The organism is Staphylococcus lugdunensis (assembly GCF_002901705.1).
Taxonomy (GTDB): Bacteria; Bacillota; Bacilli; order Staphylococcales; family Staphylococcaceae; genus Staphylococcus; species Staphylococcus lugdunensis.
Window position 1 is genome coordinate 1223319 of record NZ_PPPV01000012.1, and the last position, 16696, is coordinate 1240014.

Below are 16696 nucleotides of genomic sequence, written 5' to 3' on the forward strand. Positions count from 1 at the left end.
CTGATAATCATCGCATTGTTTGTCAGAATTGTTTCATTCATAAATAATGAGCCAAACAAGGTTGTTTACACAACTGTTGCTTGGCTCAGTTTTTTATTGTCTTAATATTTGTCTTTTTGTTAATGACTAAGTGATATCATTGATTCAAGAGTAACACCGTGATTTAATTTAAGAAAAATCTTTTGACAATTGCTTCGGCAGCATGACCAGTTTCAAATCGACAAAATCGCTCATAAAACGCATCATACTTCTCACCATAATGTTCTCGAACAGTTTCTATTCGTTTGATTGCATCAATTAATTCATCATTTGTACGTACCAGTGGTCCTGGTGCAGTTTGTTCAAAATCAAAATAAAAACCTCTTAATTGATTTTTATAATAATCTAAATCATAGGTAAAGAATAACATCGGTTTTTTAGTGTTAGCAAAGTCAAACATAACCGAAGAATAATCGGTAATACAAATATCTGTGATTAAATATAAATCACTAATATCATCATATGCACTAGCATTAATTACGAATTCATCTAATGATGCGTCTAAATGTAATGCATTACTAATGATAATATGAGGTCGTAATATAAGAATGTACTCTTCCTCGAAATTTTCTTTCATTTTTTGTAAATCCATGTGTAATTTAATGATGTGTTTTTTAGCTTTATTAATATCATCGTCTCTAAATGTTGGTGCATATAAAATAACTTTACGCTGATCTTTAATGCCTAGTTTTTGTTTAATCATCTTTTTCTTTACTTCTAGTTGGGCTTCATTATTGCTGTAAAAAATATCATTTCTAGGATAGCCTATTTCTAATATTTCTTTCTTAAAGTTGAAAGCTGATTTAAAACATTTACTTGCGTATGGGCTAGGTGAAATAAGATAGTCCCAATTTTTAATGGCCTGATTTACTCGATCTTTATAACCCTCATCTCTACCTTCAAATGTATCAACATCGTTTAACATTTTTTTCAAAGGTGTTCCATGCCATGTTTGAATATAGATGGTGTCTTTTGGCTTAGCAAGATAGTATGGAAAATTTTGATTATTAATCCAATATTTTGCTCGAGAAAGATAATGGAAATATTCAGGTGATAATCTTTCCACAGTTGTCACATGTGGATCATTGAAAGGATAATCCTGATTTGTCACCCACACGATATCATAATGATGATGATACTGCTTTAATGTATCATAAATTACTTTCGGACTATCTCCAACCGTTTTTCCGACATTACTTTCAAACACAATTAAGTCTTTTTTAGTTGGTAATACTTTTGATACTACAGAATTATACTTATCCATTGTTTTGAAATAGTATTTATTTTTTCTAAACCGTTTAAATAGATGCTGTGAAACAATATCATATTTAACTTTATTTTTCAAAGTATACTGTGCTTTAAAATAGCTGATTGCTTTATAAATTCTACAGCTATTATGCTGATCACGATACTTTATAAATTGATTCGCCCTTGCTTTAATCTCATCTTCAACCTCAAAATTATGATTAACATAATGACTAAGTTTTTGTTCTAATGATGCTAGTGAATTAACTATCACACCAGGTAATTCCTGCTCAATATCAATATGCGAACCATCTTTACCTAGAAATCTTTCTTTATCAAATTGATAATATATCACAGGTTTATACAAGAAACTAAAATCAAAAGCGACACTTGAATAATCCGTAATCATTAATTTACTTTCTTTAATCAATTGTTGAACATCTACGTCACCCTGTCTAATGCATGTGACATACGGAGGCACATCAAATAAATCAATAAATGGTTGCATGTTAGGATGCAAACAGAAAATAACTTCTATACCTTGGTCAACAACCTCTTTGATTTTAGAACTATAGAGTAATGCATTGATTCTACTCAAATAATCCGACTCAATAAGTTGTTCACTATTGATTAACCAGTCACGCCATGTAGGAATAATAAGCAGCTGATTCTTCACCTGATTATCAGGATTAAATAACTCATCAAATCTGGCTAAACCTGTCACAACAACTTGATTATTATCAAACTTCAAATCTCTGACAACAATTTCTTTTTCACGTTCCGAGCTTGTTACAAAGAGGTCGACATTAAAATCTTTTAATTGATTTCCATTAATTTGTGATAAATTTTTTGTTCCTAAAACGCCGTGTTGCAAAAACACCTTTATTGCTTTGATTTTCCGTGTGTATATTTGACTGTTTGTTGGATATAGTAGCTCTGGATGATGTGTCGAACAAATATAGTCTGCTTGAAGCATAATATCAAAATGTTCTGGTGTCTTATAAAATATGACATTACCTAAAGGCAGCACATGTTCGGCTTCCTTTGAGCTTTCTTCAATAACATAGTACACAGGTCGTTCCGGATAATGTGTACGCATATATTTAAAGAAATGATACCCATTATCCTGCGCTTTATATGATTTTTCACCAATCACCCAAATCTTTTCTTGTTCTTTTTTAAGTATATGGTGTATGTTGGTTTTTTTAATATTGTTTATATATTGTAAATAACTCTCGATACTATAACGGTTAATTCTGAATGAAAGATTGCGCCCTTTCATTGTGAAATATGGTGTAATTGAAATGATTTCATTATTGTATTCCGTTATGATTTCACCTTTTAAAAAACGCTCGGCTAAAATGCGTGGATTTCCTAATTTATATTTAATCGGCTCTAATACTTCTTGAACTTGTATTTCTAAAAAAATATCTATGATATCACTACTATCATATGGATACTGCATGAATTCTATCAGTTCATCATAAATATCTGCTGAAAAATCATATGTTGCTGCATTCTTGTGATTGCCATTTAATTGAGGTACAATGGCTATCCTTTTTTCTCTATCCGTAAATCTCGTTTTTATTAATAAATGTGTTGTAGTTAAATGTGAGTTTATAATCGCAAACTGTCCATCAATTTGTGCTTGACGATTATTCATTTTCAAGGAATCAATATGTCTGCGAGAAAAATATATTTTACTTGGCACATAGTCACTCATTGATAAATGTAAAAAGCCATTTTTAGTAATGTATGGATAAATGATGCAATTATTTTCAACAACAGCACTTAAATTTTCCACTTCAAAATCTTCGGTGAAAACCTTTAAAGTTCTTTGTGTAGTTAAAATATCAGTAGATTCTTCCACAATAATATAGATTTTAGGATCATCTTGTGATTTAAAATGTTCAGCAACTTCTAACAAATTGATTTTAAAGTGATTACTGCCACTTGCATTATCATATTCAATAGAATCAAATTCATTTTTTACAAAAATTCGGTGAATCACTTTGTCCGGTCTATCAAATAATATATGTAAAACCGTGCCTTCTTGTGTTATTTTATGCAACTCATTTCCCTCCAATTACCTTATAGCTAAGCTCTAATAAGCTTTATAATATCAGTTATATTCTCATATGATTGTTAAAATATTGTAAATTTCAGAATTCTAATTACATTATATCAATTAACAAGTTATAATGTAATGAGAAACAAAATATTATAATTAATATATTGAGGACCGTTTTTATGAATAAACCATTTTTTTCTATAATAGTGACTACCTTTAATAATGATAAAACTATTGAAAAAACATTGAATTCTGTAATAAACCAAACGTTAAATAACGATTTATATGAAATAATAGTCATCGATGATAAATCGACTGATGATACTTTTAATAAACTACAGACATTTAATGCAAATAATCTTACAATTCATCAGTTAGAACTTAACAGTGGCGGCCCATCCGCACCGCGCAATCTAGGCATTCAATTAAGTCATGGCCACTATATTTACTTCCTCGATGGTGACGATTGGTTAGATTTAAATATTTTAGAAAAGATAGCCAACAAATATGTTATTTACGATACCAATCTGATTATTGCGAAAGTAATAAAATATAAAGATGGTAATACAACCGTTCATGCCAAATTTATGACGATCGATGAACATATAGATAAACCAGGCAGCGATATTCCCTATCTTTATTATTATATGGGACCCAGTGGCAAATTTATTAAAAGATCGTTGATTATTGAAAATAACATTCAATTTCCTCTGAACTTACATTTTGGTGAGGACAAATTATTCTTTATGACTGCCTTTGTGAATGCACATCATGTTACAACGACGCCTATCGTAGCTAACTATTTAAATCGTTCAACAGATAATGTTTCTATCGTTAAAAAATCAGATTTTTTAACAAAAAGAGAAAGTGATTACATCATATTTAAGTCTGCTTTAAACATCTCAGATAAAAAAATTAGAGATAAATTTTTATTACGCATTGTTGAATATGATTTATTCAATAATTGTAATTCAAAAGTGTTTATTAATTTAAATTTCACGCAAAAAATTAGCGTGTTTGATATTATTAAAAAAATATGCACACATCCATATATACGTGATTATATTATACCAAACGTTGCTCATAAATATGATGATGTAATAAATGCAATTTATCACGACGATGTTGATAAATTTAACGCCTTTTTTGCTTGGTACAATAGCGGTGCTAAACTTCTAACTAAGCCCAATCAACAACATTATTCGCTAATAAGCGTAGACGATTATCGTTTTGAAGTGAGAGACCCACTTGCAACAACTAAAAATTTACAACAAGTTCAAAAGTCTGTCTATTTACAATTAGCAATCCATAATTTATCTGAACTTTCAATTAGTGGCATTCAATTAGCAAGTCGATCAAATTTTATGCATTCTATATTTTTATCAGATTATTCAATCAACCACGACTTGTTAACAATTAAACTACCTGAAACAATTCTAAATGACCTTAGCAAAGGCATTTATAATGTATTCGTTATATATGATAACTATAAACCGTTAAATATTAGATATGCTTACAACAAAAATATGACATTACCTTCAAATGATATCACTTTTTATCCGACAATTAATGGATTTCTTTCTATGAAAGTAAAATAAATTATCTAACAGGAGCTATTGCAATGAAAAATTTATTAATATTTACAAATATTTTACTTGCAGTATTGTTTTTCTTAAACCAAAAGAAATTAAAAGAAGACTATAAGATTAATATGACTAATATCGACTCTGAAGAAGATATATTAGAACGTATGGGATTACATAGAGATAGCGAAGGACGGTTGATTCCTATAGAAGAATTATATGAGTAGTCTACTATAAGTATAAAATTTTGTATTAAAAAAGGCCTAACGAGGAATAATTTGTCTCCTCGCTAGGCCAATTTAATGTCATTATATTAAACATTAAATACTAATATACTGACTATTATTTGTTGTCTTTACGACGTTTTCTAGATACAAACATAGCTGTAGCTAATGCTGCGAACAAGCCAGCGAATAATGTTGTATTTGTAGTTTCTTTTTGACCTGTATCAGGTAAAGATTTCTGTTCAGAAGCTTTAGCTGGTGCTTGATGTTTATTATCTAGAGTTGATTGGTTAGTAGCTGTTTTTGCATGATTTTGCGTATCAACAGTTACATGATTTCCATCGACTAAAGGTGTTGCGTCTTTAGCTGGTTGAACTGGTTCATTTGGTTGAACTGGTTGTACTGATTCAGATGGTTTATTTGGTCTAGTAGTTACAGAAACTGTTACATGATCTTTTGATCCATCTGGATATGTCACTGTTACTGGTACATATACAGTACCTGGTGTTTTACCGTTTGGCAATGTACTTGGATTATCTACAGTTACTTTTGGTGCTGGTTTATCACTTGGATAGTTTGGCACGGTTACTGCTTTAGTTACATCATCAGTTGTTGTTGGTGTGCCAAAGTCTTTTGTGATTGGCGTTACTTTTGGTTCATATTTTCCACTATCCGGATTACCAACTTTAACTGTAACATTCACATGGTCTTTTGATCCGTCTGGGTATGTCACGGTCACTGGTACTGTGTATTCTCCTGGTGTTTTACCGTTCGGTAATGTACTTGGATTATCTACTGTTACTGTTGGTGTACCTTTTGAACTTGGATAATCCGGAACAGTCACTGCTTTGGTTACGTCATCTGCTGTTGTTGGTGTACCAAAATCTTTTGTGATTGGTGTCACTTTTGGCGGATAATTACCACTATCTGGGTTTCCAACATTTACAGTTACATTAGTGTGGTCCTTAGTACCGTCTGGATATGTCACTGTTACTGGCACGGTAAATGTACCTGTAGTATTTCCATCTGGTATTTTACTTGAATCATCTACACTTACTTCTGGTGTTGGTTTATTGCTTGGATAATTTGGTACTGTCACTGCTTTTTTAACTTCGTCTGCTGTCGTTGGCGTACCAAATGGTTTAGTAATTGCCTTAGTAGATGGTTCATATTTATCTTTGTCTGGTTGTTCTTTTACTGTTACTGGTACATCCACATGGTCTTTTGTACCATCTGGGTATGTCACTGTTACTGGTACTGTGTATGTGCCCGGTGTTTGACCATTCGGTAATGTACTTGGATTATCTACACTTACTTTTGGTGTGCCTTTTGAGCTTGGATAATCCGGAACAGTCACTGCTTTGGTTACATCATCTGCTGTTGTTGGTGTGCCAAAGTCTTTTGTGACCGGTGTTACTTTTGGTTCGTATTTATCCTTGTCTGGTTGTTCTTTCACTGTTACCGGTACATTCACATGATCTTTTGATCCATCTGGGTATGTCACCGTTGCTGGTACTGTATATGTGCCAGGCGTTTGACCATTCGGTAATGTACTTGGATCATCTACACTTACTTTTGGTGCTGGTTTATCACTTGGATAGTTTGGCACGGTCACTGCTTTTGTTACGTCATCCGTTGTTGTCGGTGTACCAAAATCTTTTGTGATTGGTGTCACTTTCGGTTCATATTTACTACTATCTGGATTTCCAACTTTTACAGGTACATTGACATGATCTTTTGTACCATCTGGATATGTTACTGTTACCGGCACTGTATATGTGCCCGGTGTTTGACCATTTGGCAATGTGCTTGGATTATCTACTGTTACTACTGGTGTACCTTTCGAGCTTGGGAAACCTGGTACCGTTACTGCTTTTTGGACTTCATCTGCTGTCGTTGGCGTACCAAATGATTTAGTAATTGGTTTAGTAGTTGGTTCATATTTGTCTTTATCTGGTTGTTCTTTCACTGTTACTGGCACATCCACATGGTCTTTTGTGCCATCTGGATATGTCACTGTCACTGGTACATTGTGTGTACCTGGGGTTTGACCATCTGGTAATGTGTTTGGATTATCTACTGTTACTACTGGTGTACCTTTTGAACTTGGATAATCTGGTACGGTTACCGCTTTTTTGACTTCATCCGCTGTTGTCGGTGTACCAAAGTCTTTTGTGATTGGTGTTACTTTTGGTTCGTATTTATCTTTGTCTGGTTGTTCTTTCACTGTTACCGGTACATTCACATGATCTTTTGATCCATCTGGGTATGTCACCGTTGCTGGTACTGTATATGTGCCAGGCGTTTGACCATTTGGTAATGTGCTTGGATTATCTACTGTTACTACTGGTGTGCCTTTTGAACTTGGATAATCCGGAACAGTCACTGCTTTTTTGACTTCATCCGCTGTTGTCGGTGTACCAAAATCTTTTGTGACTGGCGTCACTTTTGGTTCGTATTTATCTTTGTCTGGTTGTTCTTTCACTGTTACTGGCACATCCACATGGTCTTTTGTGCCATCTGGATATGTTACCGTTGCCGGTACTGTAAACGTTCCAGGCGTTTGACCATTTGGTAATGTGCTTGGATTATCTACTGTTACTACTGGTGTGCCTTTTGAACTTGGATAATCCGGTACTGTTACCGCTTTGGTTACGTCATCTGTTGTTGTTGGTGTGCCAAAATCTTTTGTGATTGGTGTTACTTTTGGTTCGTGTCTACTACTATCAGGATCACCAACCGTTACCGGTACATTCACATGGTCTTTTGTGCCATCTGGATATGTCACCGTCACTGGCACATTATGCGTACCTGGGGTTTGACCATTTGGTAATGTGCTTGGATTATCTACTGTTACTGTTGGTGTGCCTTTTGAACTTGGGTAATCTGGTACTGTTACTGCTTTTTTAACTTCATCCGCTGTTGTCGGTGTACCAAACCCTTTTGTGATTGGTGTTACTTTCGGTTCATATTTGTCTTTGTCTGGTTGTTCTTTCACTGTTACCGGTACATTCACATGATCTTTTGATCCATCTGGGTATGTTACCGTTGCTGGTACTGTGTACGTTCCAGGCGTTTGACCATTTGGCAATGTGCTTGGATTGTCTACTGTTACTGTTGGTGTGCCTTTTGAGCTTGGATAATCTGGCACGATTACTGCTTTAGTTACATCATCCGCTGTTGTTGGTGTACCAAAGTCTTTTGTGATTGGTGTTACTTTTGGTTCGTGTCTACTGCTATCTGGATCACCAACATTAACAGGAACATTCACATGATCTTTCGAGCCATCTGGATATGTCACTGTCACTGGTACATTGTGTGTACCTGGGGTTTGACCATTTGGTATTTTACTTTGGTCATCAATTGTGACTTCTGGTGTACCTTTTGAACTTGGGTAATCTGGTACTGTCACTGCTTTTTTAACTTCGTCCGCTGTTGTTGGCGTACCAAATGGTTTGTTTATTGGTTTAGTAGATGGTTCATAAGCATCTTTTAAAGGGTTTCCTGTTACAACAGTAACTGTTGTTTTATCTTTTGAACCGTCTGGGTACGTTACAGTTACTGGAATAACTACTGTACCTGGTGTTTGACCATTTGGTATTTGATTTGGATTATCTACTGTTATTGTTGGTGTACCAACACTTGTAGGATAACCCGGCACTTTAACTGAATTTTTAACTTCATCTGGTGTTGTCGGCGTACCATAATCATGATTAATTTGACCAGGCGTTGGTTCATATTTTTCTTTGTCTTGACGTTGATATTTAACTAATACTTCTGTTGAGATTGTAGAGGCATTAACACTTACTGCTGCCACTGAAGGTGTCGTTGTTTCATGATAACCTTGTTCAGTTAACTCATTTGCTTTTGGTGAAGTTTGTTCAGGCCAAGTTGTAGCTCCTGAATTTTCTGGAACCCAAGCATTCTCAGCTGATGTCGTATCAATTGTGCCATTGCCGTCTTCATCATAGCCAACAATGCGACCATTTACTACGTTAACAATTGGTGTGCGCGTAAATTTAACTGTTTGAATAACTGGTGCATGTAACACTTTACTTGTATTTTCAGCATCTACATATTTAATTGTTCGAGTGACTGATTTTGTTAATGATGCTAAATCTGTATAACGTGGCCAAACGATACTAGGGTTATTTGGGTCAATCGGTTGACCTGGATGACCAGGATTTTCTGGTGTTACAGATACATATGCATTAGTGTACTTATAAACTACACGTGTCGGTGTTTCTGCGATTTGACCTGTTGCATTTGAAGGTGCATCAGCAGGAACTTTACTTAATACATAAAGGATACCGTCTTTTTCAATCGTATTTGGCACTTTATCACTTGGAACTGTGTATTGATTACCTACGATGTTAGTTAATTGAGCAGAACCATCACGAATGACTTCATCAGCTTTTAGTTTTTCATTTGAGTCTTTAATTTCATAACCTACTGATACTGTACCGAATTTTGCATTCGCATATTGTGCTACAACGTTCACTGGAGAATGTTCGATTGTACCAGAAGTTCTTGTGTTTTGATAATAATTACTTTTTGTTAAATATTGGTTAAACACATAATATTTACCATCTTTTTTAATAAGATAAGGTGGCGTAATATCTGTGACTTTTTTATTTGAACCATTTGTAGTCGTAATTGTTGCATGACTATTATCAGGATTACCAACTTGAGCTTCATTAAAGTTTGGTTGTGGATTATGTGTATTAAACTCATCCACAGATGCTAAACCATGTTCAACAGCTGGATCAGCTGAAATTAATAGGTTGCCACTGCCATCAATATATCTTGATGTAACATCATAGAATGCAAGACTAGCTCCAGTATTCAGCTTAGTACGATCACCAACTACATTCCAGTTTACTCCTGCAGTTGTAGTGTATGTGTCTGTCAATCTTTGTCCATCTTTTGTAACTTCAAATGTTGCTCCCTGCTCACTAATTGAAGATTTGTCAGGGCTTAAATAGTTCAACGTTGTGCTGTTAACTTTTCGTTCTACACCCATATTTTTAAGTAGAAAAACATATACCTTGTTTGGATCTAATTGACCAGAAACAAGTTTAAATACTAACTTATTAGGTTGAACACTTTCTACACGAACTTTAGCAATTCGTGATGGATCCTCTTTAGGTGCTTTTAATACAACATCATTTTCATTGGCTACTGAATTGGAAGCATTGCTTGCTACCTCTACAATCATAACGCCTGTTTCATTAAAATCTCCAACCTTTTCAAATGAGTTCATACCTGTATCTGGTAATGTCACTGTAAACGTTGTATTTGTTGTAAATGTTTTACCATTAGTATTTAAACGTAAATTTTCCCATTTACTTTTAACGGTGCCATCTTTGTCAATGTTAATGTCACCACTAGTATCTATAACAGCTTTGTTTAAATTAACTGGTGCCGGTGAAATTGCTTGTCCGACCACTGTATAATCTTTAGATGCTATCACTTGATCATTAACTAAAATTGCACCTGTCACTCTTTTATCTTTAGTTACTTCTGGGAATCGTAATCCATCTTTATTACTAAATGAAAAGTGTAGATTTTTTAATTTTTCTACTTCTTTTGTAAATTTATAAACCCCTTCTAAAAATGTACCTCTACTTTGTAAATGCCAAGAGCGTTTTTCGTCGATTGTACCTGGGTTACGTTGAGAGAAGAATGGTATTTGATTCGTATTAGGGTTGTTATATAAGCTTTTGTATGAATCACGGATTGCAAAAGTAGTGCCATCATCTGCTTTTAATTCTTTAGGTAAACGTGTATCTTCACCTAATTCTTTAATACCTATTTTAAATGTGTCGCCTTCATGAAAAGCGCCTTCTTTAAAATTAAGCGTATAGTCATAGCTGATACCAGTTGTCGTATTGACACGGTCGTCAACATTTACATGTCCACTAGCTGTAATTTTCCCACCATCAATAGACACCGTATTTCCTCCATCACGGAAGCTACTTGTGCCATATCCTGGAATTGCTTGTCCATTACGTGGATCGTGTTTACCGGTATTAGCGATAGCGTTAGTTCCTTTTTGTGGTTCTGTATTATTCGCTTTGTATCCACGTGTTTCTTTTTTGTCTTGCGTTGTTGCTTTATCGCTTACAACTTTGTCTTCTTTCGGTGCGGCTGTTGGTGTTATTGCTTCTTTATCAGTAACAGCTTTAGCAGTGTTTGGCGCTTCAGAAGTTTTCACTTCATTTTGTTGTGTACTTGCTGCCGGTGGTGCTTCTGTTGCTTTAGCTGTGTCTGATTTAGCTACATTAGCAACATGTTCAGCTTGTTGAGCTTTATCAGCACCATGTACTTCAGCTGCTTTAGCAACGCCTGCCGTACCAAAGATTAATAAAGATGCTACGGTCACACTCGCTGCACCTAATTTGAATTTACGAATTGAGTATTTATTTTGTTTTATCGGACTCAAACCTAAATTCTTGTTTGATTTGGACTTCATTGATGATCACTCCTTGTTGTTTAAGTCTAAAAGTCACTCTATTAATTATATTATCACCTAAATATATGCCAAACAATACATAATAGAATATTTTTATTTAATTTTTGATTAATATAGTATACTGTTGTTAACCAATCTATATAAAACTGTTCAAGTCTTCTAAAACAACCATTCCAATATAAAAACACACCCCTAAAAATTAGAAATTAAATCTAACTTTTGGGGTGCGTATCAAAACTGAAATGTTTTGTCTTATTATTTTAAATGTTCGTATGGGCTATTGTTAGCAAATGATACAATTTGATCAACAAATAATTTAGCACGTAATTGGAATTCATCATCTTGTAAATAGTATGTACCATCAGCTGCTGTTCCATAATCATGATCGTGTGTTGCAATTTGTGTTGGCACTGCAATACCTAGTAAACTGCGTACAATTAAACGTAGATGAGATAATGGTTCTGACGTTAAAATGCCACCACTATTGCCTATTAATCCAATTGGCTTCATTTTGAAGTGATCCATATTCAAGAAATCTAACGCATTTTTTAAAATACCAGAATAGGAACCATGATACGTTGGTGTGCCTAGAATCATAAAATCTGCTGCCATAGCTTTTTCTTGTAACACTTTAGCATTTTCTTTGATTGTGTTAGCAGCTTGTGTTGTTCCTGAAAAGTCTAATTGATGTAATGGCTTTTCTGCTAAATCAAAGATTTCGCATTCTACCTGGTGATTATCAAAAAGCTGTTGTAAGTATTTTGCCAGTGCATTCGTATGAGAATTGACACGTGCACTACCCACAATAATTAATCCTTTCATTCTAAAAAACACTCCTTATTTATTTTCGCTTTGCAATAATTTCATTATGGCTTTACCTACACCACTTTGTTCATTGGTGTCTGTTACATATACTGCCGCATCTTTCACTGCTTGTGTGGCATTAGCCATCGCTACTGGATACCCTACACGTTCTAGCATTGACATGTCATTTAAATTATCACCAATTGCCATAACATCTGCTAAATCTATACGTAACTGTTCAGCAATCGTTTCTAATGCGATACCTTTTTGTGCATCAGAGTGCGTAATTTCTAAATTGCCTCTTGCTGATGATGAAACTGCTAAATTTGGTGATTGTGCTAATAATTGTTCTATCTTAGTTAATTTTTCTAGGTCTGGATTAAATGCTAATATTTTCATAATAATCTCGCCTGGAATTTCTTCGATATCATCATAATTTTTAACAATGTTAAGCGTACCATTATCGATGCGTTTTTGAATTCCCGCTCTAATCTTATCGATATCACCTTGTTGACCCGCATGCTTAGCTATATCCATGTATATTTCTAAATCTTTATCTGGATTTTCTGTATAAATCCCTCTATTGGTGTAGATTTGATAATACGTATCGTGATCTTTTAACACATTCTGAATGCGCTGTGTTAACTCATGATTAAGATGGGATGTATGCAAAATGTTAAATGTCTCATCTCGTACTTCTGCACCATTTAAACAAATAAATGGTACACATAAATCGGTTTCCGCAATTGGTGTACTTGCCTCATAGAAAGCTCGGCCTGTAGCAATCACCACAGTTACACCTTGTTGTTGCGCATATTTAATTGCTTTAATATTTTCTTCAGAAACTTCATGAGCAGCATTTAGTAGTGTGCCATCCATGTCTGTAGCTATTAACTTTATCATTCATTAACCTCATTTCATTTTTTGTAGTTAAGTTAATTTATGTTTTATATACTATAAAATGATGTCCAAAAATTGTAAGTATCTCTTACCCTTCTTATTCTAACAAACTTCACACACTTTGTATTATGACTTGAATTGTCTTCTCTTTTTTTCTCTAAGCCGTTGAAAAAATGATCGCAACAATTGACCACATTCTTGTTCAAGTACACCTGTTTTGACAATAGCTTGATGATTAAATTGTGGTTGTTCTAATAAATTCATCAAACTACCACTACAGCCGCCTTTAGGATCAATCGCACCGTAGACTACTCGAGGTATACGACTCATCACAATCGCACCTGCACACATCACGCATGGTTCTAAAGTGACATAGAGCGTGCACGCTTCTAAACGCCAACTACCTAATACTTCCGAGGCGCGTTCAATTGCAATATGTTCTGCATGTGCAGTAGGCTGTTGTGAGGTTTCACGTAAGTTATGTGCACGTGCAATCACTTGTGTGTCTTTAACTATCACGGCGCCAATGGGAACTTCTCCAATAGCCTCAGCTTTTCGAGCCTCTGCTATAGCTATTTTCATGTAATATTCATCGTTTCTCATATGTCTGCTACCTCACTTGTGATACAATATTCAATATCTATTTTAACATTTGGAGAAGTGATTATGAACAAACCTTTTATTGCGATTGAGGGGCCAATCGGCGTTGGTAAATCGTCTTTGGCTCATCAATTAAGCCAAACATTTGATTATTATGAAGAAAAAGAAATCGTTGATGAAAATCCATTTTTATCAGATTTCTATGAAGATATTAGTAAGTGGAGCTTTCAAACTGAAATGTTCTTCTTATGTAACCGATATAAACAATTAAATGATCTTAAAACATTACAACATGGTATTGTCAGTGATTATCATATTTATAAAAATAAAATCTTTGCCCGTAATACGCTCAACGCTAGTGAATTCGATAAATTTGAACGTATTTACGACATTATTACTGAAGATTTAGTATTACCCAATATGATTATCTTTCTTGATGCTGAGCTAAGTGTGTTGAAACAACGAATTGCGCAAAGACAACGCAGCTTTGAATCTCATATAGAAGATGATTACTTATTGACATTGCAACAAGAATACCACCACTTTTATGAAACGCTAAAAGCACAGGGTGCTCGCGTTATTCAAATTGATACGACACATATCGATTTTGTACATAACCCTGAAGATTATGCTGATATATTAACTCAAATTAAACCTTTGCTAGGAGAATTGACAAATGACTAAGACACTTATTCCTCGAGACGCTGTTATAACAATTGCTGGTACAGTGGGTGTTGGTAAATCCACACTGACACGGGCACTAGCAGATAAACTCAATTTTAAAACGTCCTTTGAAAATGTCGACCAAAATCCGTATCTTGATAAATTTTATGATGACTTTGAACGTTGGAGTTTTCACCTACAAATCTATTTTTTAGCTGAACGCTTTAAAGAACAAAAACGCATGTTTGAATATGGCGGTGGGTTTATACAAGACCGCTCTATTTATGAAGATGTTGATATCTTCGCTAAAATGCATCAAGAACAAGGAACAATGAGTCCTGAAGATTTCCAAACTTATTCCGAACTATTTAATGCCATGGTCATGACACCTTATTTTCCTAAACCAGACGTTTTAATTTATTTAGAGTGTAACTATGACGAAGTCATTGAACGCATTAAACAACGTGGACGTGATATGGAAATCAACACAGAACCTGATTATTGGAAAAAATTATTTAAACGTTATGAAGATTGGATTAATAATTTCAATGCTTGTCCTGTAATCCGAGTCAATATTAATGACTATGATATTCATGAAAATCCAGATTCATTAAATCCTATTATTGAAAAAATTGCACATGTTATTCAAACGCATCGTCAAGTAGATACTAGACATTGGACGAATTAAGCAAACAAAGTGAACAGCCTGGGATAAAATTCCTAGAAAAATAGGGAGCAGAACTACGAATTCGTAGTCCCGTCCTGGCAAGATTGACTAGGATTGAAAATAGCTTGGTATCAGCGTATTTTCAATCCAGTCAACTACCACCAATATAAAGTTCATAGCCTAAAACATAATGATGCCCCAAATTTTCTTTATTGATGTTTTTCTATAATATCAAAAACTTGTGATGCATCCTCCACAATTACATCTGCGTTAGTTAATTCTTCTCGTGTAGCTATACCAGATAACACACCAATTGCTAATCCCAAATGTGCATTGGTAGCAGTCTTCATATCATTATTTGTGTCTCCTATAATTGTAACCGCTTCTGGTTTCACATCAAAAGCTTCAAATAACGGTGCTAACACTTTTGGGTCTGGTTTTTCTGCTGCATGCGTTTCCGTAGAAATAACTAAATCAAACAGTTCACTTGAGTTTGTCTCTTCTAAAAACTGAAGTGTTCCCTTTTTCGTATCACTAGTTACAATACCAATTTTATACCCTTTAACACGCAACTGCTGAATTGTCTCATAAACACCAGTAATCCAGTTATGTTCAGGTTGACGTTCATCTATTAAACTTTGGCTTGCCGTACGTGTCCATTTAGAAACATCTTGTCCAGCAAGATCACCAAATGCCGTTATGATTTCATCTAATGAACCTGAACCCATAACCGAACTGGGAACAATAGCATCATCTATAATACCCAATTGACGATGCGCTGTTTCTTTATGTGCTACTGGGAAAGTTTCTAAAAACTGATCCACCAATCGCAATCCAATTTTTTCCCAACTTTTATCAAATTCAATTAACGTACCATCTTTATCAAATAATATCCATTCCATATAATGAGACACGCTCCCAATATGTTATTTATCTAAGTTTATGTCTATTGTAATATAAATATGAGGCTCACAACAAAAATATGCTATTTTATTAAGTTACAAAATCTTTGGACTTCCTCGTAATCATCTTAACTATTCAACGCTGTAAAAATTCAACCTAGTCAACCATCTCTTTATGAATCACGATACCCTTTTGTATTGTAGGAATCCCTCTATTCCATGTAACGATTTAGCTACCTTTTTATCATTCTCACCTTTTTACAAAATTTCCGAATTTTACTTAATTAAAAAATAAATCTAATTGAAATAGTTATAAAATAAAAAACATCATATCACTTAGGATTACTTTTTATTTCATCTCAAAAAATTCTAAGTTCAAATTTATTTTTAGTTTAAAATTACAATTAATCTCAAAATATCAAAGATTCATAATTTTCTTATTTAAAAGAATTTTCACGAACTAAAATGTATTTATACCTATGTGTATCAAGGAATCGGGCATGTTTAATGTAAAATTACTATA

At 34.2% G+C, this 16696-nt stretch carries 10 protein-coding genes; 4 read left to right on the forward strand and 6 right to left on the reverse strand.

The genetic code is table 11. The features are described 5' to 3' along the window. Positions 1-163 precede the first annotated feature (163 nt). On the reverse strand, positions 164-3355 hold the full coding sequence (locus CD041_RS06595) for a CDP-glycerol glycerophosphotransferase family protein (protein WP_070647781.1): 3192 nt from the start codon (positions 3353-3355) through the stop codon (positions 164-166). Between the two features lie 179 nt (positions 3356-3534). Between CD041_RS06595 and CD041_RS06600 the strand changes: the two genes are divergently transcribed. Beyond that, entirely contained in the window at positions 3535-4953 is a 1419-nt protein-coding gene (locus CD041_RS06600) for a glycosyltransferase family 2 protein (RefSeq protein WP_070647780.1), read from the forward strand. Positions 4954-4976: 23 nt separating this feature from the next. Continuing rightward, a complete protein-coding gene (locus CD041_RS06605; protein ID WP_002459911.1) occupies positions 4977-5165 on the forward strand; it encodes a hypothetical protein in 189 nt (62 codons plus the stop codon). Positions 5166-5280: 115 nt separating this feature from the next. Here the strand turns inward: CD041_RS06605 and CD041_RS06610 are convergent, their stop codons facing one another. From CD041_RS06610 to tadA, 4 genes are all read right to left on the reverse strand, one after another. Then, positions 5281-11637 carry a Rib/alpha-like domain-containing protein gene (locus CD041_RS06610; protein WP_103284509.1) on the reverse strand — a complete coding sequence of 2119 codons (6357 nt, stop codon included), beginning with the start codon at positions 11635-11637 and terminating at the stop codon, positions 5281-5283. Between the two features lie 255 nt (positions 11638-11892). Then, the gene (locus CD041_RS06615; RefSeq protein ID WP_002459914.1) at positions 11893-12459 is read right to left on the reverse strand and encodes an NADPH-dependent FMN reductase; all 567 of its coding nucleotides are present in this window, start codon (positions 12457-12459) and stop codon (positions 11893-11895) included. A gap of 15 nt (positions 12460-12474) precedes the next feature. Next, positions 12475-13344: a Cof-type HAD-IIB family hydrolase gene (locus CD041_RS06620; protein WP_002459915.1), complete on the reverse strand. Its 870-nt coding sequence runs from the start codon at positions 13342-13344 to the stop codon at positions 12475-12477. A gap of 123 nt (positions 13345-13467) precedes the next feature. After that, positions 13468-13944, reverse strand: a complete 477-nt coding sequence (gene tadA / locus CD041_RS06625) for a tRNA adenosine(34) deaminase TadA (protein WP_002459916.1) — start codon at positions 13942-13944, stop codon at positions 13468-13470. A gap of 63 nt (positions 13945-14007) precedes the next feature. On the opposite strand from tadA, the gene CD041_RS06630 reads away from it, so the two are divergent. After that, positions 14008-14625 carry a deoxynucleoside kinase gene (locus CD041_RS06630; protein ID WP_080606638.1) on the forward strand — a complete coding sequence of 206 codons (618 nt, stop codon included), beginning with the start codon at positions 14008-14010 and terminating at the stop codon, positions 14623-14625. Then, on the forward strand, positions 14618-15292 hold the full coding sequence (locus CD041_RS06635) for a deoxynucleoside kinase (RefSeq protein WP_002479451.1): 675 nt from the start codon (positions 14618-14620) through the stop codon (positions 15290-15292). The genes CD041_RS06630 and CD041_RS06635 overlap by 8 nt, the downstream gene beginning before the upstream one ends. 188 nt (positions 15293-15480) lie before the next feature. Here CD041_RS06635 and CD041_RS06640 read toward each other — a convergent pair whose 3' ends face one another. After that, a complete protein-coding gene (locus CD041_RS06640; protein WP_002459919.1) occupies positions 15481-16173 on the reverse strand; it encodes an HAD family hydrolase in 693 nt (230 codons plus the stop codon). Positions 16174-16696 lie beyond the last annotated feature (523 nt).